Raw genomic sequence first — 23,391 nt, forward strand, 5'->3', positions numbered from 1 at the left:
GCGCACGCCGGGAAACACCCGGCGTGGCAGCGGAAGGAACGACATGCCCGGATTCAACGACGTCGCCTGGTTCGAGATCGGTGCCGCGGACCCGGCGGCCGCCGAACAGTTCTACGGAGACGTGTTCGGCTGGAAGATCGCCCAGGACTCGTCGGCCAGCACCGACCCGGCCTACCGGGTGATCGACACCGGCGGCTCGCGCGGCGGGCTCTCCACGGGAACGGAGGACTACGCGATCTTCACCGTGCTGGTCGAGGACGTCGACGCCACCTGCCGGCAGGTCGAGAAAGCCGGCGGCCGGGTGCAACGGCCACCGAGCGTCAACCCGGTGGGCGTGACGTTCGCGCACCTGCTCGACCCGGCGGGCAACCACTTCTCCGTGTTCACCCCGCCAAAGTGAGCTGATCGACGTCGCCGTACGGGATGTCGAGGTCCTCGGGCCGCAGCCGGCGAAGCGGCGGTACCTCGGCGGTCACGGAGTAGGAGACGATGCGGTCGGTGCGAAACGCCCGGATCTCCTTGCGCAGCCGGCACCAGGCGATGAGGTACCAGTGTTCGGGCTTGCCGACGTAGCCGAGCGGCTCGATCTCCCGCCGCGTGGCGGTGCCCGCACGGTCGGTGTACCGGATGCGCAGCACGCGGCGGATACCGAGCACGTGCGGCATCGGCGGGATGGGGCCGCTGCCGAGAAGATGGACACAGGCGGCGAGGTTCTGCGCGGCGTCCGCGTCCTCCCGCCGCATCGCGGCGACCAGCTTGCGCAGCGCCGAGCGCCCTTCCGCCCGGAAGGGAGTGGCGTCGAGGTGTCTCAGCGCGAGCGCCATGGCGACGGCCTCGGCGGGCGTCAGGTTGACCGGCGGCATCGTGTGCGCCTTGTCGAGGCAGTACCCGCCGGTGCGGCCGGGCTCGGCGTAGATCGGCGTGCCGGACTGCTGCAGGGCACTGATGTCCCGTTCGACGGTGCGGACGCTGACCTCGAACCGGTCCGCGAGCCAGCGCGCACTGCGTGGCCGCGGCGCGACGGCGCGCAGTTCTTCGACAAGGGCGTAGAGACGATCGGTCCGGTTCACGCGGATCACTGTAAGGAGGGGGTATGACAGTTTCGGTCGCTTGCGGCGCTTGAGCTCCGTAGCGCCGGGCGGATCGGCGGCGTCTCGGCCGGCCGGCGGACCTAGGCCGACAACGCGACCAGAGCGGCGGCGACGGCGGCTTCGACACCGGCACCGAGGACATCGCCGGTGATGCCGCCGAGCCGTTTGGTGCACCGCCACAGGAGCGCACCCGCGACGGCGTAGGCGAGACTGACGGCGAGCGGCCCGCGCCACCACGGCAGCCCGGGCAGCAGCACCGCCAGCCCGGCGGCGGCCACGCCCACGGCGACCGCGGCGGCGCGCGGCACCGAGCCGGCGACGGTGGCACCGAGCCCGTCCGGCCGTGCTGTCGGAACGCCCCGCGCACACGCCATGGAGAGCGTGCACCGGCCGACGAGCACGCCCGCGGCCGCGGTGACGGGGTTGGCGGCGGTCAGCGCTCCGACCTGGACGAGGAGGACCAGGACGAGGGTGGCAACTCCGGTGGGCCCGGAGTCCCCGCGGCGCATGACGTCGAGGGCCTTGGCGCGGTCGTAGGAGGCACCGAGGCCGTCGGCGGTGTCGGCGAGCCCGTCGAGGTGCAACCCCCGGCTGCCGAGCGCGACGGCACCGAGGGCGAGCGCCGCGGTGGCGAGCGCGGGCAGCCCGGTGGCGGAACCGGCCCAGACGATCACCCCGGCGGCCACGGCCAGCGGCAGCGCGGCAAGGGGAGCGAGGAGCATCGCCCGCCCGGCAACACGCCGATCGATGACCCGCGGAGCGGGAACCGGCACGGTGGTCAGCGTCCCCACGGCCATCCGCACGGCATCGACCCACCGGCTCACGTCGGGTTGTCCACAGCCACGCCGGCGACGGCGGAGTTGTCCACAGGTCCGTCGGGCAGGTTCAGCAGCACCACGGAGCGGGTGTCGCGTTCCACCAAGGTCCCGATCGCCGAGCGGCGTGCATCCGGCCCATCCTGGATCGTCGCCCGCAACACCGGGTCCAAGGCCGGCATGCCGATCTTCGGCCCGGCCCGCCGCGCGGCGGCCATCCCGTGCGCGGCATAGGGCTGGTAAGTGCCGTCGGGCCGCCGGTCGCGGTCCAGTACCCGGCTGATTGCCGAAACCGGACGGCTCGGTCCCGCCGCGGTCATCCGCAGCCGGTCAGCGATCCGGCCCCGCTCGTCCCAGCCCGGAAACCGCCAGGCTGCCGGCACCGGCGGAGGTGTGGCGACCACCCTCGGAAACCATCGAGTGGCGGCTTTCATGCCAGGTCGGCCAACAGGCCCATCTCGGCCAAGATCGCCCGGGCCGCTCGCAGGGTCGGCACAGCCTGGACAGCGCCGCTGCCTTCGCCGAGCCGCAGCCCGAAGTCCAGGATCGGCTCCAGCCCCAGCGCCTTCAACGCGAACGCCTGCGAAGGTTCCGTCGACCGATGTCCGGCCAGCCACCACTGCTCCGCCCCCGGCGCGATGTCCCGCGCCACCAACGCCGCCGCGCCGGAGAACACCCCGTCCAGCAGCACCGGAATTCCCAGCACCGCCGCCTGGACCAGGAAGCCCGCCGTCGCCGCCACGCAGGCGCTGCCCAGCGCCGTCAGCCTCTCGAAGGGATCCTCCGTCCGGCCCGCCGTCCGCGTCAACGCCGCCGCGACCGCCGCCGTCTTGCGCTCCAAGCCCGCCGCGTCGACTCCCGTTCCGGTGCCGACGACCTCCGTCGCCGGCAGGCCGAGGGACGCCGCCACCAGCGCCGCGCACATCGCCGTGTTGCCGATTCCCATGTCGCCCGGGATCAGGACGTCCGCCTCGCGTTCCTCCAGCGCGATCGCCCGGCCCGCTTCGAACGCGGCCTGGGCTTCGCCCGGCAGCAACGCGTCCTCGACGTCGATCGAGCCCGAACCGCGGCGGATCTTGTGCGCCGTCACCGAGGCCGGCACGTCCGCGCCGTCCCAGTCGACGCCGATGTCCGCCACCCGCACGCGTGCCCCGACCTGGGCGGCCAGCACGTTCACGCCGCTCTTGCCGGCCAGGAACACCCGCACCATCGCCGCGGTCACCTCGCGCGGGTACGCCGAAAGCGCCGACACGCCGTGGTCGCCCGCGAAGACGACCACGCGGACGTCGTCCAGCGGGCGCGGCGGCACGGTGCCGTGCGCCGCGGACAGCCAGGCCGCGATCTCCTCCAGCCTGCCCAGCGCGCCGAGCGGCTTGACCAGGCCGTCGAGCCGCTCGAGCGCGGCGGTGCGGGCGGCGGGGTCGGGCACGGGTACGTCGAACACGGGCGCCTCCTGGCTACAGGTCGAGCGCCCGGCCCGCGACGACCAGCACGACCCGGTCGGCGTCGGCGGACACCCGGTTGTTGAGTGCGCCCAGCACATCACGGAACAGCCGTCCGGACGACGTTGCGGGCACCACACCGCTGCCGACTTCGTTGCTCACCGCGACCACCGGCACGCGCGCCGCGGCCCACGCGGCCAGGAAGTCCTCGAGCCGGTCGTCCAGGCGGTGCTCCCAGCCCGGCTTCTGCCGCCACGCGCCGACGTCGTCCAGCACGCGGGACAGCCAGGTGCCGAGGCAGTCGATCAGCAGCGGCTCGGTCGCCGTGCGGAGGATGCCGGCCAGGTCGGTGGTCTCGACGGTCTTCCAGTTCGCCGGGCGCCGCGCCTGGTGCGCGGCCACCCGCGCGGCCCATTCGGGGTCGTCTTCGCCCGCGGGCAGGCCGGGCGCGACGTAGACGAGGTGGGCGTGGTGGGCGACGAGCCGCTCGGCGTGCCGCGACTTCCCCGAGCGGACGCCGCCGAGGACCAGCACCTTGCCTTCGTCGCGCCCGTACCGGCGGAGGGCGCGAGCCAGGGTTTCGAGATACCCGGCGAGCCGGTGCGTCAGCCCCGCCGACGGACGTTTCTTCGCGGAGGCGGCATTGGGCCCCGCCGACGTACGCTTTCCCGCGGAGGCGGCATCGGACACAGTCATACCCGGCATTCTGGTGCACGCGCTACCGTGCGCCACGTGCCACTCCGTCTAGGGACAACCGCGGCCGGACTCGTGACCGGATACGTAGCCGACGCTCTGTTCGGTGACCCCCGAACGGGCCATCCGGTCGCTCTGTTCGGCACCGCCGCGGCCCGTCTGGAACACCGTCTGTGGGCTGATTCGAAGCCGCGCGGGGCCGCGTACGCCGCGTTGTGCACCTTCGGCGCCGTCGGCCTCGGCGTCGCGCTTCAGACGGCGACACGGCGACGTCCGTTCGCGCGCTTCGTCCTCACCGCCGCGTCCACGTGGGTTGTCCTCGGCGGACGCGGCCTGGCCGCCGAAGGCACCGCAATGGCCCGCCTGCTCGAAGCGGGCGAAGTGCCCGAAGCGCGTCAGCGGCTCTCGCACCTCTGCGCGCGCGACGCGACCGCCCTCGACTCCGCCGAGCTGACCCGCGCGGCCACCGAATCGATCGCCGAGAACACCTCGGACGCCGTGGTCGCGCCCCTGTTCTGGGGAGCCGTCGCCGGGATGCCGGGCCTCCTCGGCTACCGCGCGCTCAACACGCTCGACGCGATGGTCGGCTACCGCTCGCCGCGCTACCGCCGCTTCGGCTGGGCCGCGGCGCGCGCCGACGACGTCGTCAACCTGGTGCCGTCGCGGATCGGGGCGGCGCTCACGGCGTTGTGCGCGGGCGGCCGGGCCCGGGAGTCCTGGCGGGTGTGGCGCCGAGACGGCGGCCGGCACCCGAGCCCCAACGCGGGCCAGGTGGAAGCGGCGTTCGCGGGAGCCCTGGACATCCGCCTCGGCGGGACGAACAGCTACGGCGGCGAGGTGGAGAGCCGGGCCCGGCTCGGCGAAGGCCGCGACCCGCAGCCGACGGACTTACGCCGGGCGGTGCGCTTGTCCCGGCTGGTGGGGGTAGCCGCGGTGGCCATCGCCGCCGTCGCAGCCCCCGCCACTCCCTGGGGGGCGGCCCCTGTCCCGTCTATCGGCTCCCGGTGGGGGAAAGGCCCCGCTCGGCGATCTGTGGACAACTCGGCCCGCGCCGGGCTGGCTGTGGACAACCGGCGATGAGCGGGCTGCTCGTCGCCGGGACGACGTCCGATGCCGGGAAGAGCCTGGTCACCGCCGGGATCTGCCGGTGGCTGGCGCGCCGGGGGGTGCGGGTGGCGCCGTTCAAGGCGCAGAACATGTCGAACAACTCCATGGTCTGCGCCGACGGTGCCGAGATCGGCCGCGCCCAGTGGGTGCAGGCGCGGGCCGCCGGGGTGGCACCCGAAGCGGCGATGAACCCCGTGCTGCTCAAGCCCGGCAGTGACCGGCGCAGCCACGTCGTCGCGCTCGGGAAGCCGTTCGGCACCCTCGAAGCGGGGGAGTACGCCACCGGCCGGGCCGGGCTGGCCGAGATCGCCTTCGGTGCGTTCGAGGACCTCCGCGCGCGCTTCGACGTCATCGTCTGCGAAGGCGCCGGCAGTCCGGCGGAGATCAACCTGCGCGGCGGCGACTACGTCAACATGGGGCTCGCGCGGCGGTTCGGGCTGCCGGCGCTGGTCGTCGGCGACATCGACCGCGGCGGCGTGCTCGCGGCGATGTTCGGCACGCTCGCGCTGCTGTCGGCCGAGGACCAGGCCCTGGTCGCGGGCTGGGTGGTCAACAAGTTCCGCGGCGACGTCGGCCTGCTGCGGCCGGGCCTGGACAGCCTCGAGAAGATCACCGGACGGCCGGTGCTGGGCGTGCTGCCCTGGCTGGACCGGGTGTGGATCGACTCCGAGGACGCTCTCGCCGTGGCGGGCTGGCGCCGCGAAACGCCCGGTGGTGGCCTCGGCGTGGCGGTCGTCCGGTTCCCGCGCGCGTCCAACGCCACCGACGTCGACGCACTGGCCGCCGAGCCCGGGGTCACGGTGACGCTCACCGCCGACCCCGACGTCGTCGCGGCGGCGGACATCGTGGTGCTGCCGGGGTCGCGTGCCACCGTGGCCGACCTGGCCTGGCTGCGGGAGCGCGGCCTCGACACGGCGGTGACGGCCCGGGCCGCCGCGGGCCGGCCGGTCCTGGGCATCTGCGGCGGCTACCAGATGCTCACCAAGTCCATTGTGGACGAGATCGAATCCGGTGCGGGCGAGGTGGCGGGCCTCGGCCTGCTGCCCGGACGGGTGACGTTCGCCGCGGAAAAGGTGCTCGCCCGGCCGGCGGGGACGTGGCGCGGCCATCCGGTGGACGCCTACGAAATCCACCACGGCTCGGTGATCGCCACGACCCCGGCAGAGTCCTTCCTGGACGGTCGTCGCGCGGGAGTGGTCTGGGGCACGATGTGGCACGGCGCGTTCGAGAACGACGCCTTCCGCCGCGCGTGGCTCACCGAAGCGGCGACGCAGGCGGGAGTCGGCTGGACGCCGGCGCCGGACGCGCCCGGCTTCGGTGAACTGCGCGAGGAGATGCTGGACAAGCTGGCGGACGCGGTCGACGAACACCTGGACACGGAGCTGCTGCGGACGCTGCTGGACCACGGGGCGCCGCCGGACCTGCCGTTCGTGCCGCCGGGCGCGCCTTAGCCCGGCCGGTGCCGGAGTGCGGCCGGCCGCAACCTCGCCGGCCGCGGGTTCGCCGGCCGGGGCTTGCCGCCTTGGTGGCCCGGCCTCGCTGGCTGGGCATTGGCGAACCGGGCGACTTGCCAATCGGGCCTTGTTGGCCAGTCTTGGCGACCGGGGGCCTTGCCGACCGGGTGTTGTTCACCAGGGTTTTGCTGGCCTGGGGCCTTGGCGACCCAGGCGACTTGCCAACCTGGCCTCAATCACCAGGGCTCGGCTGGTTCCGGCCTCGCTGGCTGGTGCCTTGGCGACCGGGGGCCACGCGAACCGGCCCCCGCTGACCAGAGCCTTGCCGACCGAGGCCCCGCCGGGCGGCGTGATTGCCCGGGGCGCGGCCGCCCCGCGCCGCCGCCGGTGGCGGTCCGTGGCCGTGACCGCGCTCGCGCCGATGGCCGGTCCGCGGCCTCGCTTCGTCGGTCCGGTCGATGTGGATCCTGACCGGCTCGACGGTGCCGAAGCCCACCCGCGGCACCGCCGTGTCCCGCAGAACCCACCCGGATCGACGGACGCGACCGCGGACCGGCCAACCACGGCCGGGTCAGGCGGCGACCGTGGTCCGGCGGTTCAGGGCCTTCTCCGCGAATGCTCCGAACGTCAAGCCCAACGCCAGCCACAGCGTCACCTGGGTGCCGACCGAGGCCGTTCGGAAGCTCCACAGCGTCGAGGCCGGGAATGTTGCCGGGATCTCGTCGACCACCGGCATCAGCCAGGCCACGATGCCGATCACGGCGAGGTAGCCCGCCGCCGCCAGGAGGAAGGCGTTCCAGGCGCCCAGGCGGTCGGCCAGCTTGCGGCCGAACACCGTGGCGAAAATGCCCACCAGCAGGGAGACCGCGACGAAGCCGAAGTACAGCTCGGTCCGGGAGCCGATCGTGCCCGGCTGGCCCACCGCCGGCGGGTTGGCCGGGTACTTCAGGAACGGCACCAGGAACACCACCGTGAACGCGCCCGCCGTGAGCAGCAGCGCCGTCAGCCGGGGGCGCAGCGAGCCGAGCCGTCCCTGGGCGAACGCGAACGCCAGCGACAGCAGGCCGCCGATCGCGACGCCGTAGACGAGTACGCCGGTCAGCAAGCCGAGGGTGCTCTGGATGTCGCGGGGGACGAGCTCTTCCTCTTCCGAGGACGGAGCAGGAGCGGGAGCGTCGCCGTGGGAGTGCGAGTGACCGCCGGACTCCTCGAGGCCGATGGCGGCGTTCACCGATGGCTCACCGAAGGCGTAGGCGAACCCGAACGCGAGCACACCGGCGATCAGGCCCGCGAGCATGCCGCGGACCAGCAAGGTCTTCATCATGGGAGTACGTGCCCGCCGATCAGTGGCAGGGGAAGGCCAGCAGGTGCCGGCCGTCGTGCACGAACTCGTGGACGTACATGTTCGCGAACACCGCCGTGGCGCCCTGCTCGGCGCTCACGAAGTAGAGCGCGATCAGCGCCAGGAGCACCACGAACACCGCCCACGGCACGATCTCACGGATCGGGATGCGGATCGGGAGCGGAACGGCGGGAGCTGCCGTCTGGGTCATGGCGTGGCCTCCTCGGGCTTTCGCGGCCTCATCGGGGTCTCTCACGACGGTCCGGGTCTGGCTTCCCCCTGGCGGGGGTCACAGTGGCGCGACCGCGCGGACTTGCACCGCGTTCCGGAATCCGTCGTCTGGCCGGTTGAGCGTAGGTCCGCCGTTTGGGCTGCGTCAATGTGACAATGCCGCGGTGACTCGAATGGTGGCCGCCCTCGATGTGGGCGGGACGACGATCAAGGCCGCGTTGCTCGACGAGCAGCTGCAGCCCAAGGCGGCACTGCGCGCGGAGACCGCCCGCAGCGCGGACGGGACGGCGCTGGCCGCGCAGACCGCGGACATCGTGGCCGCGCTGGCCGAGCAGGCGGGGACCGGGCGACCGGCGGCGGTGGGGGTGGTGGTGCCGGGGATCGTCGACGAGGAGACCCGCGTCTGCCACTTCTCGGCCAACCTCGACTGGCGCGAAGTCCCCTTCGGGGAGCTCCTGGAAGACCGGCTCGGGCTGCCCGTCGCCTTCGGGCACGACGTCACCGCGGGCGGCATCGCCGAATTCCGCGTGGGCGCCGGGCGCGGCGCGACGAACGCGGCGTTCATCCCGGTCGGCACCGGCATCGCGGCCGCGCTGTTGCTCGACGGCCGGATCCACCGCGCGCACGGGCAGGCCGGCGAGGTCGGGCACATCGACGTCGGGCACGCCGGCAAGTGCGGCTGCGGTGCGACCGGCTGCCTGGAGGCGATCTCGTCGGCGGCCGCGATCGCCCGCCGCTACACCGAGCGCACCGGCCGCCCGGCCGACGGCGCCCGCGAGGTCGTCGAGCTGGCGCGACGCGGTGACGAGGTCGCGGTCGCCGTCGTCCAGGACGCGCTCGACGGGCTGGGCCACGGGATCCGGACGCTGCTGACGCTGCTCGGCCCGGAGGTGATCGTGCTGGGCGGTGGCCTGTTCACCGCGGCCGACTACGTGCTGGAGCCGGTGCGCGAGTGGCTGGCCGCGCACCTGACGTTCCAGCGGATGCCGGAGCTGCGGATCGCCGAGCTGGGCGACGAAGCCGGGCGGCTGGGCGCCGGGCTGCTGGCCTTCGACCTGCTCGACGCCTGATTCCTCCGAAGGCCACCACCGGGCGAACCCGGTGGTGGCCTTCGCCCCCAGCTCAGAGTGACCGCAGGAAGGCCAGCGACGGCATGAAGAAGTACTCGCCGCCCCGCAGTGTCACCGCCTGCGGCACCGGGCCGGCCGTCCGCTGCGCGGAGCCGCCCCACTCCACGGTGTAGTCCGACGAGCCGCGCTCGCCCTGGCCGATCACCGGGTCCAGCCCCGGCGTGACGCCTTCGACGATCGGGAAGCCCGGGTTGTCCGCCCAGACCGCCTGCGTGAACTCGAACTGGTTGCCCAGTTGTGAGTTGAAGGCCATGAACAGCAGCCCGACGCCGCCGCTCGGCCGGGCCGCGGGCGGCACGTCGGCGTTCGGGTCGTCCGGGCGCTCCCCGTACGTGACGCCGCGGCGGGCCATCAGGTGGCGCCGCTCGGCGGCCGGGTCCTGGGCGTTGCCGGAGCCGCGCGGGTTCGTCTTGCGGATGTGCGCCTGGAACGGGCACTTCAGCGCGGCGCGGTCGCTGTCGTAGGTGAAGTTGTTCGACACCGGGCTCTCCGCGCCGTCCTCCCGCTGCGTGGTCAGCGGCGTGCCGTCCTCGAAGCGGCCGATGATCATCGCCCCGGCCCGCTCGCGGTCTTCGCCGGTGAGGCCGAGCGTGTCGGCCAGATCCGCTTCGGCCTGCTTGAACCGCCGGACGTTCTGCTCCAGTTTGCGGAAAACGAAATAGCTGCCGAAATGCACGCCGGGATCCGGCGCCGCGGTGTCGGGAACCAGCACCTGCTCGAGCGGCGCCGCCGGGTTCCACACGTTGATGCCGTCGGTGTTGTTCTTCTCCGCGTCGACGTCTTCGGTCAGGAACAGCGGCTGGCTGCGGCCGTCGACGTACCCGAAGTGCTCGATGCCCTCGCCGCGCGCGTTGACGCGGCCGAGGCCGGTTTCCTCCGCGAGCACGGTGGCCGAATCCGGCAGCAGCCCGAGGATTTCGTTGCGGCGGGCGGTCATCGCCTTGTCGGTGGCGTCCCCGACGAGCACGACGGCGTGGATTTCCCCGCGGTAGCCCGGATCGAACGTCGAACGCGGCGGGTCGTTCAGCTGCTGCCGCGTGCCCGCGGCCGTCATCCCGCGCAGGAACGCCTCGTCCTGCGGCATGTTTCCGTCGACGCCGAGAGCGCGGTAGCCGGCCGCGGTGAGCCCGACGCCGACATACGGCGTGCCCGCGCCGCCGGCGGTCTTGAACGCGCTCACCTCGTCGAGGTGTGCCTTGGCGGACTTCATCTTCCCGGTGACCGAGACGAGGAAGGCGCGCGCCTCCGCCGCGTCGCCGAAGGCGAGGAACAGGGCGGACAGGTGGTCGCGGACGTGGGCCTTGAGGATGTTCGGCTGCAGTTCGCCGAGCATCGTCGCGGCATCGCCGGTCGCCGTGGTCCAGGACAGCGTGGTGGACAGATCGACACTCATTCGGGTCCCCTCCCGTGTGAAAACGCCCGCCTCTCGGCGGGCACCCGGCCGACCGGAATTCCCCCTCGGGCCGACCGGGTCCCCTGAATACAGAGTGCAGTGCCGGAGGCGGGCGATGCCACCCGATTTCCGGTTTCACACGAAAGATTAAGTTGAGCGCGAAACAGTTTCGGGGAGGAAACAAATGGCCCGGCGGCCGGATCGGTGCTCCGGCCCGGTTGGTGTCCACCAGGGAATGGGGAAACCCCGGCGGAAAGAGGGGGCGGCCCGCCGAGTCAGGCCAGTGTGGTGGTCGCCGCCAGCAACTCGGCCAGTGCCTCGCGGACGAGTTCGGCGAACTCCCGCTCGTTGCCCGGCGCGACCCAGCGGGCGAAGCCGGTCGAGAACGCCAGGCCGCCGATTTCGGCGGCGAGGCGGGCCGTCGGGTCCGGGACTCCCCGCGCGCGCAGGGCGTCGGCCATCGCGGCCCGCAACGTCGCGAGCTTCAGCAGTTCTCGCTCGTGCAGGTCGCGGTGGCCGGCGACCACCGCCCGGACCTGGCGCGCCCGCTCCCGGCGCTGCGGCCCGAACGGGGTCGTGGCCGCCGTCAGGGCCGCCGCGACCGCCTCCATCGGGGTCGCCGGGGCCGGGGCCTCCGCGATCGCCTCGGCGAAGATCCGGCTCAGCAGCTCCTGGCCCGCAAAGAGCACTTCGCGCTTGTCGCTGAAGTGGCGGAAGAAGGTCCGCTTCGTCAGCCCGGCCCGCTCCGTGATCTCGGCGACCGTGACGCTGTCGTACCCGCGCTCGCCGAACAGGTCGAGCGCGGCGTCGAGCAGGCGCTCGCGCGTGTTCGGCTCCCAGCGGCTCATGGCCCCAGCCTAGGCGATGACACCTGGTGTCATTACGGTGCTATGGTGATGGCACCAGGTGTCATCATCAAGGGAGAAACCTCATGCGTGTGTTCGTCACCGGCGCGTCCGGCTGGATCGGCCGGGCCCTCGTGCCCGGACTGCTCGGCTCAGGCCACGAAGTCGTCGGGCTCGCGAGATCGGGCGAGGCAGCCGAGACCGTCGCCGCGATGGGCGCCGACGTCCTTCGCGGCGACCTCACCGACCTCGACGTCCTGGAAAAGGGCGCGGAAAGCGCCGACGGCGTCGTCCACCTCGCCTTCGGCCACGACTTCAGCCGGATGGACGCCGCGATCCGGACCGACGCGGCTGCGGTCGGCGCCATGAGTGCGGTGCTGGCCGGCAAGCCCTTCGTCGCCGCTTCGGGGACGCCGATGGTGCCCGGCCGCCCCTCGACCGAGCAGGACGATTCGGTCTTCGCGGGTCCGGTGGCCGGCCGGGGAGACATCGCCAGGGCCGTCCTCGCGACGGCGGAACGCGGCGTCCGCGCGTCCCTCGTCCGCCTGCCGCGTTCGGTGCACGGCGAAGGCGACGCCCACGGGCTCATCGCCCGCCTGGTCACCCTCGGGCGCGAGAAGGGCATCGCCGCGTACGTCGGCGACGGGACGCAGCGTTGGCCCGCGGTCCACGTCCTGGACGCCGCGCACTTGTTCCGGCTCGCGCTCGAGCAGGCCCCGGCGGGAGCCGTGCTGCACGCGGTCGGCGACGAAGGCGTGCGGATCCGCGATGTCGCCGAGGTGGTGGGCCGCCGCCTCGGCCTGCCGGTGAAGTCCGTAGCCGCCGAAGAGCTCGGCTTCCTCGGCGCGATCCTGGCGTTCGACCAGCCGGCGTCGGCGAAAACGACCCGGGAACTGCTCGGCTGGCGGCCCACGCAGCCGGGGCTGCTGGACGACCTCGAGCAGGGCTACTACGACTGAGGGGTGGTACAGCGCCGGCGGAGGTGGCGACGATGACACCTCCGCCGGCGCCGGGTCCTACGCGATCGGCCGGTCCGTCGGCGCGATCGGGCGGGGCAGGACGTCGCGGCCGGTCAGGTACGCGTCGACGCCGGCCGCGGCGCTGCGGCCCTCCGCGATCGCCCACACGATCAGCGACTGGCCGCGGCCCATGTCGCCGGCCACGAACACGTTGTCCAGGCTCGTCTTGAACGCCTTGTCGCGGGCGACGTTGCCGCGCGCGTCCAGTTCGACGCCGAGGTCCTCGATGAGGCCCTTCTTCTGCGGCCCGAGGAAGCCCATCGCGAGCAGGACCAGCTGCGCCGGCAGCTCGCGTTCCGAGCCGGGCACCGGGACGAACTTGCCGCCCTCGTTGCGGACCTCGACCAGCTTCAGCGCGCGCACGCGACCGTCGGCGTCACCCAGGAACTCCTGCGTGTTCACCGCGTAGAGCCGCTCGCCGCCTTCTTCGTGCGCCGAGGACACCCGGTAGATCATCGGGTACGTCGGCCACGGGTGCGCGTCCGAACGCGCCTCGGGCGGCTTGGGCATGATCTCCAGCTGCGTCACCGAACGCGCGCCCTGGCGGTGCGACGTCCCGACGCAGTCCGCGCCCGTGTCGCCGCCGCCGATCACCACGACGTCGAGGCCCGCGGCGTCGAAGGGAGACGCCTCGAGGTCCCCCGAAGCGACCCGGTTGGCCGGCGGCAGGAATTCCATCGCCTGGTGGATGCCGGCCAGGTCCCGGCCGGGGATCGGCAGGTCACGCCAGTCGGTGGCGCCACCGGCCAGCACCACGGCGTCGTAAGACGAAGTCAGCTCGGAAGCGGAAATGTCCACGCCGACGTTCACCGACGCCCGGAACTCCGTCCCCTCGGCGCGCATCTGGTCGAGCCGCCGGTCGAGGCGGGACTTCTCCATCTTGAACTCGGGGATGCCGTAGCGCAGCAGCCCGCCGATCTTGTCGGCCCGCTCGAGGACCACGACGCTGTGGCCCGCGCGCGTCAGCTGCTGCGCCGCGGCGAGACCCGACGGGCCGGACCCGACGACCGCGACCTTCTTGCCGGTGAGGGCCACCGGCAGCTGAGGCTGCACCCAGCCTTCGTCGAAGGCCCGGTCGATGATCGAGATCTCGACCCGCTTGATCGTCACCGGGTCGTCGTTGATCCCGAGCACGCACGCGGTTTCGCACGGGGCGGGGCACAGCGTCCCGGTGAACTCCGGGAAGTTGTTCGTCGCGTGCAGCCGTTCGATGGCCTGCTGCCAGTCCTCGCGCCAGGTCAGCGTGTTCCACTCGGGGATGAGGTTCCCGAGCGGGCAGCCCTGGTGGCAGAAGGGGATGCCGCAGTCCATGCACCGGCCGGCCTGCTTCTGCAGCTTCGTCGTGGCGAAGTCTTCGTAGACCTCTCGCCAGTCCATCAGCCGCAGGTCGACCGGGCGGCGCTTCGGCTCTTCGCGGGTGGTGGTCAGAAAGCCCTTGGGGTCAGCCATGTGCGGCCTCCATGATCGCCTCGTTCACGTCGCGCCCGTCGCGCTCGGCCTGCACCTGGGCGGCGAGCACGCGCTTGTAGTCCTTCGGCATGACCTTCCCGAAGCGGTCGACGCCCGCGTCCCAGTCGGCCAGCAGTTCCCGCGCGACCGCGGATTCCGTTTCGTTGTAGTGCTTCTCCAGCGTCTCCCGCAGGAAGTCCGCGTCCTCGGAGTCGAGCGGGTCGAGGTCGACCATCTCCGGGTTGACGCGGTGCGCGGGCAGGTCCAGCACGTAGGCGATGCCGCCGGACATGCCGGCCGCGAAGTTGCGCCCGATCGGGCCGAGCACGACCATCCGGCCGCCGGTCATGTACTCGCCGCCGTGGTCGCCGACGCCTTCGACGACGGCCAGCGCACCCGAGTTGCGCACGCAGAACCGCTCGCCGACCTTGCCGCGGATGAAGATCTCGCCGCTGGTCGCGCCGTAGGCGATGACGTTGCCGGCGATGATCTGCTCTTCGGCGACGTACTGCGCTTCGCGAGGCGGCCGCACGATCAGCCGGCCGCCGGAGAGGCCCTTGCCGACGTAGTCGTTGCCGTCGCCGATCAGCCGCAGCGTGATGCCCTTCGGCACGAACGCGCCGAACGACTGGCCGGCGGTCCCGGTGAAGGTGACGTCGATGGTGTCGTCGGGCAGGCCTTCGCCGCCCCACCGCTTGGTCAGCTCCGAGCCGAGCATGGTGCCGACGGTCCGGTTCACGTTGCGCACGGGCAGTTCCAGCCGCACCTTGTCGCCGGAGTTCAGCGCACCCTCGGCCAGCTGGATCAGCGTGTTGTCCAACGCCTTCTCGAGGCCGTGGTCCTGCTTCGTCTGCTGCAGGCGCAGCCCGGCCGGGGCCACGTCGGGCACGTGGAAGATCGGCGACAGGTCCAGCCCGGCCGCCTTCCAGTGGTCGATGGCCTTGCGCTTGTCGAGGAACTCGGCGTGCCCGACGGCCTCGGCGATGGACCGGAAGCCCAGCTCCGCCAGGTACTCCCGCACTTCCTGGGCGATGAACTCGAAGAAGTTGACGACGTACTCGGCCTTGCCGCTGAACTTCTCGCGCAGCTTCGGGTTCTGCGTCGCGACGCCCACCGGGCAGGTGTCGAGGTGGCAGACGCGCATCATGATGCAGCCCGACACCACCAGCGGCGCGGTCGCGAAGCCGAACTCCTCGGCGCCGAGCAGCGCCGCGATGATGACGTCACGGCCGGTCTTGAGCTGGCCGTCGGTCTGCACGACGATCCGGTCGCGCAGCCGGTTGGCCAGCAGCGTCTGCTGCGTCTCGGCCAGGCCGAGCTCCCACGGGCCGCCCGCGTGCTTGATGGACGACAGCGGCGAAGCGCCCGTCCCGCCGTCGTGGCCCGAGATGAGCACGACGTCGGCGTGGGCCTTGGACACGCCGGCCGCGACCGTGCCGACGCCGACCTCGGACACGAGCTTCACGTGGATGCGCGCGTTCGGGTTGGCGTTCTTGAGGTCGTGGATCAGCTGCGCCAGGTCCTCGATCGAGTAGATGTCGTGGTGCGGCGGCGGGGAGATCAGTCCCACGCCCGGCGTCGAGAACCGCGTCTTCGCGATCCACGGGTACACCTTCGCGCCGGGCAGCTGGCCGCCCTCGCCGGGCTTCGCGCCCTGCGCCATCTTGATCTGGATGTCGTCGGCGTTGACGAGGTACTCGCTCGTGACGCCGAACCGGCCGGACGCGACCTGCTTCACGGCGCTACGACGCTCGGGGTCGTACAGCCGTTCCGCGTCCTCGCCGCCCTCACCGGTGTTCGACTTCCCGCCGAGGCGGTTCATCGCGATGGCGAGGGTCTGGTGCATCTCCATGGAAATCGAGCCGTAGGAGATCGCGCCGGTGGCGAACCGCTTGACGATCTCCGAGACCGGTTCGACCTCGTCGATCGGCACCGGCGCCCGCTTGCCGTACTTGAAGTCGAACAGCCCGCGCAGGGTCAGCAGCTTCTCGGCCTGGTCGTCGACGGCCTTGGTGTACTCCTTGAAGACCTCGTACTTCCCGGCCCGCGTGGAGTGCTGGAGCTTGAACACCGTCTGCGGGTTGAACAGGTGCGGCTCGCCTTCGCGGCGCCACTGGTAGTCCGCGCCCGTTTCGAGCTCGCGATGAGCGGCCCGGACGCCGTCGGCCGGGAAGGCGTACTTGTGCCGCTTCGCGACCTCGTCGGCGAGCGTCTCGAAGCCGACGCCGCCGAGGCGGGACGTCGTGCCGGTGAAGCAGTTGTCGATGACCTCTTCGCCGAGCCCGATCGCCTCGAAGATCTGCGCGCCGGTGTAGGACGCGACCGTCGAAACGCCCATCTTCGACATCGTCTTGCGGACGCCCTTGCCGAGCGCCTTGATCAGGTTCTGCGTCGCCTGCTTCGGCGTCACCCCGGGGATCAGGCCCTGGTGGGCCATCTCCTCGACGGTCGCCATCGCCAGGTACGGGTTCACCGCGGCGACGCCGTACCCGATGAGCAGCGCGATGTGGTGCACCTCGCGCGCGTCGCCGGCCTCGACGATGAGGCCGACCTGCGTGCGCGTCTTCTCGCGGACGAGGTGGTGGTGCACCGCGCCGGTCAGCAGCAGCGAGGGGATCGGCGCGTGGTGCTCGTCGACGCCGCGGTCGGACAGCACGATCAGCCGGGCGCCGTCCTCGATCGCCTCGGAAACCTCGGCGCGGATCTCGTCGAGCCGCTTGATCAGCGCCTCGCCGCCGCCGTGCACGTTGTAGCGGCCGAGCACGGTGACCGCCTGGAACTCCGGCAGGTCGCCGTCGTCGTTGACGTGCACCAGCTTGGCGAGCTGGTCGTTGTCGAGCACCGGGAACGGCAGCGCGATCCGCCGGCAGCTCGCGGCGTCGCCGACCAGGAGGTTCGGCTCGGCGCCGATCTGCGTGCCGAGCGCGGTGACGAGCTCCTCGCGGATGGCGTCCAGCGGCGGGTTCGTCACCTGGGCGAACAGCTGGATGAAGTAGTCGAAGATCAGCCGCGGGCGGCTCGAGAGCGTCGCGATCGGCGAGTCGTTGCCCATCGAGCCGATCGGCTCCGCGCCGGTGCGGGCCATCGGCTCGAGGATGGCTTCGAGCTCTTCCTCGGTGTAGCCGAACGCCTGCTGGCGGCGGACGAGCGCGGCGTGCAGCGGGACCTCGCGGTCGCGCTCCGGCAGGTCTTCCAGCTGCAGGAGGCCGGCCTCGACCCACTCGTCGTACGGGTGGGCGGTGGCCAGCTCGGTCTTGACCTCTTCGTCCTCGATGATCCGGCCTTCGACGGTGTCCACGAGGAACATCCGGCCGGGCTCGAGGCGTCCCTTCCGGACGATCGTCGCCGGGTCGATGTCGAGCACGCCGACCTCGGAGGCGAGCACGACGAGGCCGTCGTCGGTCACCCAGTAGCGGCCGGGGCGCAGGCCGTTGCGGTCGAGCACCGCCCCGATCTGGGACCCGTCGGTGAAGGCGACGAGCGCCGGGCCGTCCCACGGCTCCATCAGCGTCGAGTGGAACTCGTAGAACGCGCGCCGCGCCGGGTCCATCTCCTGGTGGTTCTCCCAGGCCTCCGGGATCATCATCAGGACGGCGTGGGGCAGCGAGCGGCCGCCGAGGTGCAGCAGCTCCAGGACCTCGTCGAAGCTCGCCGAGTCGCTGGCGCCGCGGGTGATCACCGGGTAGACGCGCTTGAGGTCGCCCGGGATCAGGTCGGTCTCCAGCAGGGCCTCGCGGGCGTCCATCCAGTTGCGGTTGCCGCGCAGGGTGTTGATCTCGCCGTTGTGCGCCACGTACCGGTACGGGTGCGCCAGGGGCCACGACGGGAACGTGTTGGTGGAGAAGCGGGAGTGCACCAGCCCGATGGCGCTGGTGACGCGCTCGTCGGTGAGGTCGGCGAAGAACCGCTCCACCTGGGGCTCGGTGAGCATTCCTTTGTAGACGATCGTGCGCGAGGACAGGCTCGGGAAGTAGACGTCCTCTTCGACGAGCTCGTGCTCGGCGCGCTTGCGGACGCAGAAGGCGCTGCGCTCGATGTGCAGCGGGTCCGAATGCTCCGGCTTCGGGCGGCGCGCGGCGAGGAACAGCTGCGTGAAGTGCGGCATGGTCTCGGCCGCGGTCGGCCCGCAGTGCTCGGTGTGCACCGGCAGCTCGCGCCAGCCGAGGACGCGCATGTCCTCCTCGGCGGCGATGCGCTCGATGGTCGTCATGGCCCGGCCGCGGCGCTTTTCGTCCTGCGGCAGGAAAGCCGTGCCGACGGCGTAGGTGCCCGGCTCGGGGAGCTCGAAGTCCACGACCTCGCGGTAGAACTCGTCCGGGATCTGGATCAGGAGCCCGGCGCCGTCGCCGGTGTCCGGTTCGGCGCCACGAGCCCCGCGGTGTTCCAGATTGCGCAACGCAACCAAAGCCTTGGCGACGATCGCATGATCTCGGCGCCCGGTCAGGTCGGCGACGAAGGCGACACCGCAGGCGTCGTGTTCGTAGTCGCTCCGGTAGAGGCCCGCGGCCTCGGCGTTGCTGAGCTGCTCCCCGGACGGGGGCAGGGAACTGGCACGGTGGGTCACGGCTGGCCGCCTCCCAAGGCGTTGGCGCGACCGGTACTCACTCCATCGAGTGGTTCGAGCTGAACCGGTTAACGAAGTGGTCCGGGACCGCGATGGTCAGTCGAGAACAGTTGCTGTTGTCGGCGTTGTCGAAGTGCAAGATGCCGCGCGGCACCGGCCGAGCGTCGCTGTGTTGGCCTAGTGACGCCGGAAACCGGACGCGGATCATCTGGGAGGCCGCACAACACTGGGCAGCCGAACATGTCGGGTGCTGCGAGCGCGCACAGGCCGGCCACTGTGGTGGGGGCCGTCCGGAGCGCGCGGTGTTACTCCCGGGTTCGCCGGGTCTTATGACGATAGTGTGAATTCGCTGTTATCGACATACGTCGTTGCGCCCGGGTGGGAAATGCCACGCTTGCGTTGACGACACCAGGGGTAGTCCCATATGCCGGGCCGGCTCTCCCGCAGAACGAGCGGTAATGCGCCTGACCTGCGGAAATGTCCGTCCGAAGTGGTCCCAGGTGGCTGCCTAACCCCCGGTCCGGGGTGGCAAGCTGGGTGCATGGCGGACTTGGCCGATGACTGATCGTTATCTCTCCGTGGCTCGTGCGGGCGTCCACGAGATCGAGATCAAGCGCTCCCGGTTCCTCTGCGCGCTCGCTCCGGTGACGTCGGAAGAGGCCGCGCGCGAGTTCATCGCGGCCCGCCGCCGCGCGGATCCGGGTGCACGGCACCACTGTCACGCCTTCGTCCTCGGCCCGGACGGGCGGACGCAGCGGTCCAGCGATGACGGCGAGCCGGCCGGTACCGCGGGCACGCCGATGCTGGAAGTGCTGCGCCGGCGCGAGCTGACCGACACCGTCGCGGTGGTGACGCGGTACTTCGGCGGGGTGCTGCTCGGCGCGGGCGGTTTGATCCGCGCGTACGGTCAGTCCGTTTCGGACGCTCTGGAAGTTGTTGGTGTACTAGAACACCGGCGTCTCAGGCTCGTCGAGGTCGCGGTGAGCTACGACCGCGCGGGCCGGCTGGAGAACGACCTGCGCGCGTCGCCCTACCTGCTCCACGCGACTCGCTTCGACGAGCTGGCCCGCTTCGAGATCGGTCTGGCTCCGGGTGAGGCCGGCGCGTTCCGCGGCTGGCTCGCCGACCTGACGAACGGCGAAGCGGCCACGACCCCACTTGGCGACCACTGGGTGACCTCCGGGCGCCAAGGTCGCGAATGACTCATTCGGGACCTACGACGTCCCGAATGAGTCGTTCGCGACGCTGCCGTCGGGGCTCGGGCTGCCGGGTGGTCCACCGGCGCTGAGTGGTCCGGTCGCGGAACCGGTTGGCGCACAACGAACTTTCGGTGCTTCCGCCGGCGGGTCCTGCCGTGCCACCATGTCCTGCCACCGAGTTCCGGTACCACTTCGATCCCCCTGGACGTTGCCGGCGCGGCGCGAGCCACGCTGACAACGTTGTCACCGCTCGTTCTGCTTGCCCGACAACGATGTCGCCCAGCGGAAAAGGTGCGACAAGGAGAGGAAGGGCCATGTCCAGACCACTGGCCAAACGGGTGTGCGCGGCCGCGCTCGCCGCGGTGTTCGTGGGAGCGGGGCTCGTCGCCCCGGCCGCCGGCGCCGCGACACTTGCCCTCACCCAGTACGTGAACCCCTTCATCGGCACCGACAACAGCAACTCGCCCAACCCGGTGCCCGGTGGCGCCGGCGGCAGCACCTACCCGGGGGCGGTCGTCCCGTTCGGCATGGTGCAGTTCAGCCCGGACACCCCGACCGCGTCCCCGTCCGGCTACCGCTACGGCGACAGCAGCATCGAGGAATTCAGCCTCACCCACTTCAACGGCGCCGGCTGCGCCAACAACGAAGACCTCGGCCTGCTGCCGATCACCGGCGCGATCGGCACCTCGCCGGGCACCGGCTGGACCGGGTACGCGGGCCACTACACCAAGGCGAACGAGTCGGCCGCGCCCGGCTACTACAAGAACAAGCTCGACACCTACAACACGACCGTCGAGCTGTCCGCCACCCAGCGCTCCGGCTTCATGAAGCTGACCTACCCCGGCACGACCTCCGCGCGGCTGCTCGTGAACACGAGCCGCAGCGCCACCGGCAGCCGCAGCGGGTCGATCAGCATCAACGGCAGCCAGCTCACCGGTTCGGTGACCGGCGGCGGGTTCTGCGGCTCGTCGAAGACCTACCAGATCTTCTACGTCATCCAGTTCGACCGCGCGCCCAGCGGGTTCGGCACCTGGCTCGGCGGCACCGTGAACGCCGGTTCGGCGAGCACCAGCGGTACGAACTCCGGCGGGTACGTCACCTTCGACACCACGAGCAACGCAGGAGTGCAGGCGAAGATCGGCATCTCGTTCGTCAGCCTGGCCAACGCGCAGGCGAACCTCGCCGCCGAAAACCCCGGCTTCGACTTCGCCGGCACCCGGGCCGCGGCCGACACGAGCTGGAACACCATCCTCAACCGCGTCCAGGTGACCGGGGGCGCCGCCGCGGACCTGCAGAAGTTCTACACGGCGCTGTACCACGTCTTCCAGAACCCGAACATCGCCAGCGACACGAACGGCCAGTACCGCGGGTTCGACCAGGCGGTGCACACGGCGTCCCACACCGTCTACCAGAACTATTCCGGCTGGGACATCTACCGGTCGTGGGCCGCGTTGATCGGGCTGCTCGCGCCGAACGAAGCGAGCGACATCGCGAAGTCGATGGTGCTGGACGGCCAGCAGGGCGGGTTGCTGCCCAAGTGGTCGCACAACAGCAACGAGCACTTCGTCATGACCGGTGACCCCGGGCCGATCATCGTCGGCAGCATGTACGCCTTCGGCGTCCGCGGCTTCGACACCGCGGCGGCGCTGACGCTGATGGACAAGAGCGCGAGCGGCGGCGCCACGCAGGGGCAGGCGATCCGCGGCCGGGAAAGCGGCTACCTCAGCCGGCACTACGTCTACGAAGACCCGTCGGACTCGCTCGAGTACTCGGCGTCCGACTTCGCGGTGGCGCAGTTCGCGAAGGCCGTTGGGGACACCGCGAAGTACACCACCTACATGCAGCGGGCCCAGTGGTGGCAGAACGTGTTCGGTCCCGACTCCGGCTACATCCAGCCGCGGGGCAGTGACGGGAACTGGGCGTGGCCGGTCGTGCCGTCGAGCAACAGCGGCTACACCGAGGGCAACCCCTCGCAGTACACCTGGATGGTGCCCTACAACTACCAGGGCGTGATCAACCTGATGGGTGGCCGCCAGACCGCCGTCCAACGGCTGGACCACCACTTCACCCAGCTCAACGGCGGCCTCACCCAGCCGTACTTCTACATCGGCAACGAGCCCGAGCACGGCGTGCCGTGGGCGTACAACTACGCCGCCCACCCGCAGGGCACCAGCTCCGCGGTCCGGCGCGTGATGAACGAGTCGTTCACCACCGGGGCGGGCGGCCTGCCCGGCAACGACGACCTCGGCGCCACCTCGGCGTGGTACGTCTTCGCCGCGCTGGGGATGTACCCGGCGACACCCGGCGCCGACGTCCTGGCCCTGCACGGCCCGCTGTTCCCGTCGGCTTCGATCATCCGGCCGTCCGGGACGATCCAGATCACCGGCAGCGGCGCGGGCCAGGGCGCCCAGTACGTGCAGAGCGTGAGCGTCAACGGCGTCTCGACGACGAAGTCGTGGATCCGCTACGGCGACATCGCGGGCGCGGGCACGCTGAGCTACACGATGGGCTCGTCGCCGAGCGCCTGGGGCACGAACGTGTCGGACGTGCCGCCGTCGTACAACGACGGGTTCACGCCGCCGCCCGCCGCCCCGGAGCTGGGCACGAACCTGGCGCTGGGCAAGGCGGCCACGGGCTCGGCGACGTGCAACTCGGCCGAGGGTGCGGCCAACGCGGTCGACGGCAGCCTGGCGAACAACAGCAAGTTCTGCAGCACCGCCGCGACGAAGTACCTGCAGGTCGATCTCGGGTCGGCGCAGAACGTGTCCTCGTTCGTGGTCAAGCACGCCGGCCTCGGCGGCGAAACCACGAGCTGGAACACGGGCGCTTTCACGATCCAGACGTCGACCGACGGCTCGACCTGGACGACGGTCGCGTCCGTGAGCGGGTCCCGGGCGAGCCGCACGTACCACCCGATCACCACCCGATCGGCGCGGTACGTGAAGCTCAACCTGAACACTCCGGCCAACGACGGCAACGGCGCGGCGCGGATCTACGAGTTCGAGGTCTACCGCTGATCCGGTGGCTCGTGAGCGCCGGACGCGGCGCTCGCGAGCCACTCTTCACGGGTGATCGCGTACTCGACGTCACCTTGCTCGCTGCCCGGGGCGCGTTCGTGCTCCGGGAACTCCTCGAAGTAGGTCCGGACGAGCGTCATCCCCAGCTTTTCCATCACGCGCCGCGAGCGCTCGTTCACCACCATGGTGGACGCGGTCACCCGGGTGACCCCCAGTTCGGTGAATCCCTTGGCGAGCAGTGCCGCGGAGCCTTCGGTGCCGTAGCCCTTGCCCCACGCCGTCCGGTGCAGCCGGTAGCCGAGCTCGGGCTCGTCCGGTGGGTCGTCCGGGCGGGGACGGAAATGGAACCACCCCAGGAAGTCGCCGGTGCTCTTTTCGATCGCCGCCCAGAACCCGTAGCCGGGAAAACGCTCGTAGTAGCCGAGGAAGGCGGGGAGATCCAGTGTGACGATCTCGGTGCGGTCCGCCGGCCGTCCCCCATTGAGGTACTTCATCACGGCCGGGTCGTCGTAGAGCTCGAAGAGCGCATCGGCGTCGTTCTCGGTGAACCGGCGGAGGATCAGCCGCTCGGTTTCGAGGAATACCTGCATCGGGTGATGC

The 23,391-nt window shown here is 71.4% G+C and carries 19 protein-coding genes; 7 read left to right on the forward strand and 12 right to left on the reverse strand.

What is annotated here, in order from left to right:
• Positions 1-43 precede the first annotated feature (43 nt).
• Positions 44-400, forward strand: a complete 357-nt coding sequence (locus AB0F52_RS23325; RefSeq protein WP_360174569.1) for a VOC family protein — start codon at positions 44-46, stop codon at positions 398-400.
• On the opposite strand, the gene AB0F52_RS23330 is transcribed toward AB0F52_RS23325, so the two are convergent.
• The 5 genes from AB0F52_RS23330 to AB0F52_RS23350 form a co-directional block, all read right to left on the reverse strand.
• Positions 384-1,070: a YafY family protein gene (locus AB0F52_RS23330; protein ID WP_360174572.1), complete on the reverse strand. Its 687-nt coding sequence runs from the start codon at positions 1,068-1,070 to the stop codon at positions 384-386. The genes AB0F52_RS23325 and AB0F52_RS23330 overlap by 17 nt on opposite strands.
• A gap of 101 nt (positions 1,071-1,171) precedes the next feature.
• The gene (locus tag AB0F52_RS23335) at positions 1,172-1,888 is read right to left on the reverse strand and encodes an adenosylcobinamide-GDP ribazoletransferase (protein WP_360175027.1); all 717 of its coding nucleotides are present in this window, start codon (positions 1,886-1,888) and stop codon (positions 1,172-1,174) included.
• 23 nt (positions 1,889-1,911) lie between these two features.
• Positions 1,912-2,289, reverse strand: coding sequence for a hypothetical protein (locus tag AB0F52_RS23340; protein ID WP_360174575.1), 378 nt, complete (start codon positions 2,287-2,289; stop codon positions 1,912-1,914).
• A gap of 47 nt (positions 2,290-2,336) precedes the next feature.
• The gene (gene cobT / locus AB0F52_RS23345; RefSeq protein WP_360174578.1) at positions 2,337-3,350 is read right to left on the reverse strand and encodes a nicotinate-nucleotide--dimethylbenzimidazole phosphoribosyltransferase; all 1,014 of its coding nucleotides are present in this window, start codon (positions 3,348-3,350) and stop codon (positions 2,337-2,339) included.
• A 13-nt stretch (positions 3,351-3,363) separates the two neighbouring features.
• A complete protein-coding gene (locus AB0F52_RS23350) occupies positions 3,364-4,044 on the reverse strand; it encodes a bifunctional adenosylcobinamide kinase/adenosylcobinamide-phosphate guanylyltransferase (protein WP_360174581.1) in 681 nt (226 codons plus the stop codon).
• Positions 4,045-4,080: 36 nt separating this feature from the next.
• On the opposite strand from AB0F52_RS23350, the gene AB0F52_RS23355 reads away from it, so the two are divergent.
• Together AB0F52_RS23355 and AB0F52_RS23360 are read left to right on the forward strand one after the other, a co-directional pair.
• Complete coding sequence (locus AB0F52_RS23355; protein ID WP_360174584.1) at positions 4,081-5,121, forward strand: cobalamin biosynthesis protein; 1,041 nt, start codon at positions 4,081-4,083, stop codon at positions 5,119-5,121.
• Complete coding sequence (locus AB0F52_RS23360; protein ID WP_360174587.1) at positions 5,118-6,599, forward strand: cobyric acid synthase; 1,482 nt, start codon at positions 5,118-5,120, stop codon at positions 6,597-6,599. The genes AB0F52_RS23355 and AB0F52_RS23360 overlap by 4 nt, the downstream gene beginning before the upstream one ends.
• Before the next feature lie 574 nt (positions 6,600-7,173).
• Here AB0F52_RS23360 and AB0F52_RS23365 read toward each other — a convergent pair.
• Complete coding sequence (locus AB0F52_RS23365; RefSeq protein WP_360174590.1) at positions 7,174-7,926, reverse strand: CbtA family protein; 753 nt, start codon at positions 7,924-7,926, stop codon at positions 7,174-7,176.
• Between the two features lie 19 nt (positions 7,927-7,945).
• On the reverse strand, positions 7,946-8,155 hold the full coding sequence (locus tag AB0F52_RS23370; protein WP_003069169.1) for a CbtB-domain containing protein: 210 nt from the start codon (positions 8,153-8,155) through the stop codon (positions 7,946-7,948).
• A gap of 193 nt (positions 8,156-8,348) precedes the next feature.
• Here AB0F52_RS23370 and AB0F52_RS23375 point away from each other — a divergent pair, with 193 nt between their 5' ends.
• Positions 8,349-9,245 (forward strand): ROK family protein, encoded by an 897-nt coding sequence (locus tag AB0F52_RS23375; RefSeq protein ID WP_103337642.1) that lies wholly within the window; start codon positions 8,349-8,351, stop codon positions 9,243-9,245.
• A gap of 52 nt (positions 9,246-9,297) precedes the next feature.
• Here AB0F52_RS23375 and AB0F52_RS23380 read toward each other — a convergent pair whose 3' ends face one another.
• On the reverse strand, positions 9,298-10,698 hold the full coding sequence (locus AB0F52_RS23380) for a Dyp-type peroxidase (RefSeq protein WP_360174594.1): 1,401 nt from the start codon (positions 10,696-10,698) through the stop codon (positions 9,298-9,300).
• 275 nt (positions 10,699-10,973) lie between these two features.
• A complete protein-coding gene (locus AB0F52_RS23385; RefSeq protein WP_360174597.1) occupies positions 10,974-11,546 on the reverse strand; it encodes a helix-turn-helix domain-containing protein in 573 nt (190 codons plus the stop codon).
• 83 nt (positions 11,547-11,629) lie between these two features.
• Here AB0F52_RS23385 and AB0F52_RS23390 point away from each other — a divergent pair, with 83 nt between their 5' ends.
• Complete coding sequence (locus AB0F52_RS23390; RefSeq protein WP_360174600.1) at positions 11,630-12,502, forward strand: SDR family oxidoreductase; 873 nt, start codon at positions 11,630-11,632, stop codon at positions 12,500-12,502.
• Positions 12,503-12,559: 57 nt separating this feature from the next.
• Here the strand turns inward: AB0F52_RS23390 and AB0F52_RS23395 are convergent, their stop codons facing one another.
• Together AB0F52_RS23395 and gltB are read right to left on the reverse strand one after the other, a co-directional pair.
• Positions 12,560-14,011: a glutamate synthase subunit beta gene (locus AB0F52_RS23395; protein WP_360174603.1), complete on the reverse strand. Its 1,452-nt coding sequence runs from the start codon at positions 14,009-14,011 to the stop codon at positions 12,560-12,562.
• Positions 14,004-18,554, reverse strand: a complete 4,551-nt coding sequence (gene gltB, locus AB0F52_RS23400; RefSeq protein WP_360175031.1) for a glutamate synthase large subunit — start codon at positions 18,552-18,554, stop codon at positions 14,004-14,006. Before gltB ends, AB0F52_RS23395 begins: the two co-directional genes overlap by 8 nt.
• Positions 18,555-19,132: 578 nt before the next feature.
• Between gltB and AB0F52_RS23405 the strand changes: the two genes are divergently transcribed.
• Both AB0F52_RS23405 and AB0F52_RS23410 read left to right on the forward strand, forming a co-directional pair.
• Positions 19,133-19,777 carry a YigZ family protein gene (locus AB0F52_RS23405; RefSeq protein WP_360174606.1) on the forward strand — a complete coding sequence of 215 codons (645 nt, stop codon included), beginning with the start codon at positions 19,133-19,135 and terminating at the stop codon, positions 19,775-19,777.
• Positions 19,778-20,088: 311 nt separating this feature from the next.
• Positions 20,089-22,791, forward strand: coding sequence for a GH92 family glycosyl hydrolase (locus AB0F52_RS23410; protein WP_360174609.1), 2,703 nt, complete (start codon positions 20,089-20,091; stop codon positions 22,789-22,791).
• On the opposite strand, the gene AB0F52_RS23415 is transcribed toward AB0F52_RS23410, so the two are convergent.
• Complete coding sequence (locus AB0F52_RS23415) at positions 22,782-23,381, reverse strand: GNAT family N-acetyltransferase (protein WP_360174612.1); 600 nt, start codon at positions 23,379-23,381, stop codon at positions 22,782-22,784. The two genes, AB0F52_RS23410 and AB0F52_RS23415, sit on opposite strands and share 10 nt — an antisense overlap.
• Between the last annotated feature and the right edge of the window lie 10 nt (positions 23,382-23,391).

The organism is Amycolatopsis sp. NPDC024027 (assembly GCF_040638975.1).
GTDB lineage: Bacteria > Actinomycetota > Actinomycetes > Mycobacteriales > Pseudonocardiaceae > Amycolatopsis.

Coding starts and splice junctions, on each gene's coding strand:
- AB0F52_RS23360 (WP_360174587.1), top strand. CDS start 5,118: ATGAGCGGGCTGCTCGTCGCCGGGACGACGTCCGATGCCGGGAAGAGC.
- AB0F52_RS23375 (WP_103337642.1), top strand. CDS start 8,349: ATGGTGGCCGCCCTCGATGTGGGCGGGACGACGATCAAGGCCGCGTTG.
- AB0F52_RS23350 (WP_360174581.1), bottom strand. CDS start 4,044: ATGACTGTGTCCGATGCCGCCTCCGCGGGAAAGCGTACGTCGGCGGGG.
- AB0F52_RS23325 (WP_360174569.1), top strand. CDS start 44: ATGCCCGGATTCAACGACGTCGCCTGGTTCGAGATCGGTGCCGCGGAC.
- AB0F52_RS23365 (WP_360174590.1), bottom strand. CDS start 7,926: ATGATGAAGACCTTGCTGGTCCGCGGCATGCTCGCGGGCCTGATCGCC.
- AB0F52_RS23335 (WP_360175027.1), bottom strand. CDS start 1,888: ATGGCCGTGGGGACGCTGACCACCGTGCCGGTTCCCGCTCCGCGGGTC.
- AB0F52_RS23370 (WP_003069169.1), bottom strand. CDS start 8,155: ATGACCCAGACGGCAGCTCCCGCCGTTCCGCTCCCGATCCGCATCCCG.
- AB0F52_RS23395 (WP_360174603.1), bottom strand. CDS start 14,011: ATGGCTGACCCCAAGGGCTTTCTGACCACCACCCGCGAAGAGCCGAAG.
- AB0F52_RS23415 (WP_360174612.1), bottom strand. CDS start 23,381: ATGCAGGTATTCCTCGAAACCGAGCGGCTGATCCTCCGCCGGTTCACC.
- AB0F52_RS23380 (WP_360174594.1), bottom strand. CDS start 10,698: ATGAGTGTCGATCTGTCCACCACGCTGTCCTGGACCACGGCGACCGGC.
- AB0F52_RS23410 (WP_360174609.1), top strand. CDS start 20,089: ATGTCCAGACCACTGGCCAAACGGGTGTGCGCGGCCGCGCTCGCCGCG.
- AB0F52_RS23385 (WP_360174597.1), bottom strand. CDS start 11,546: ATGAGCCGCTGGGAGCCGAACACGCGCGAGCGCCTGCTCGACGCCGCG.
- AB0F52_RS23390 (WP_360174600.1), top strand. CDS start 11,630: ATGCGTGTGTTCGTCACCGGCGCGTCCGGCTGGATCGGCCGGGCCCTC.
- AB0F52_RS23405 (WP_360174606.1), top strand. CDS start 19,133: ATGACTGATCGTTATCTCTCCGTGGCTCGTGCGGGCGTCCACGAGATC.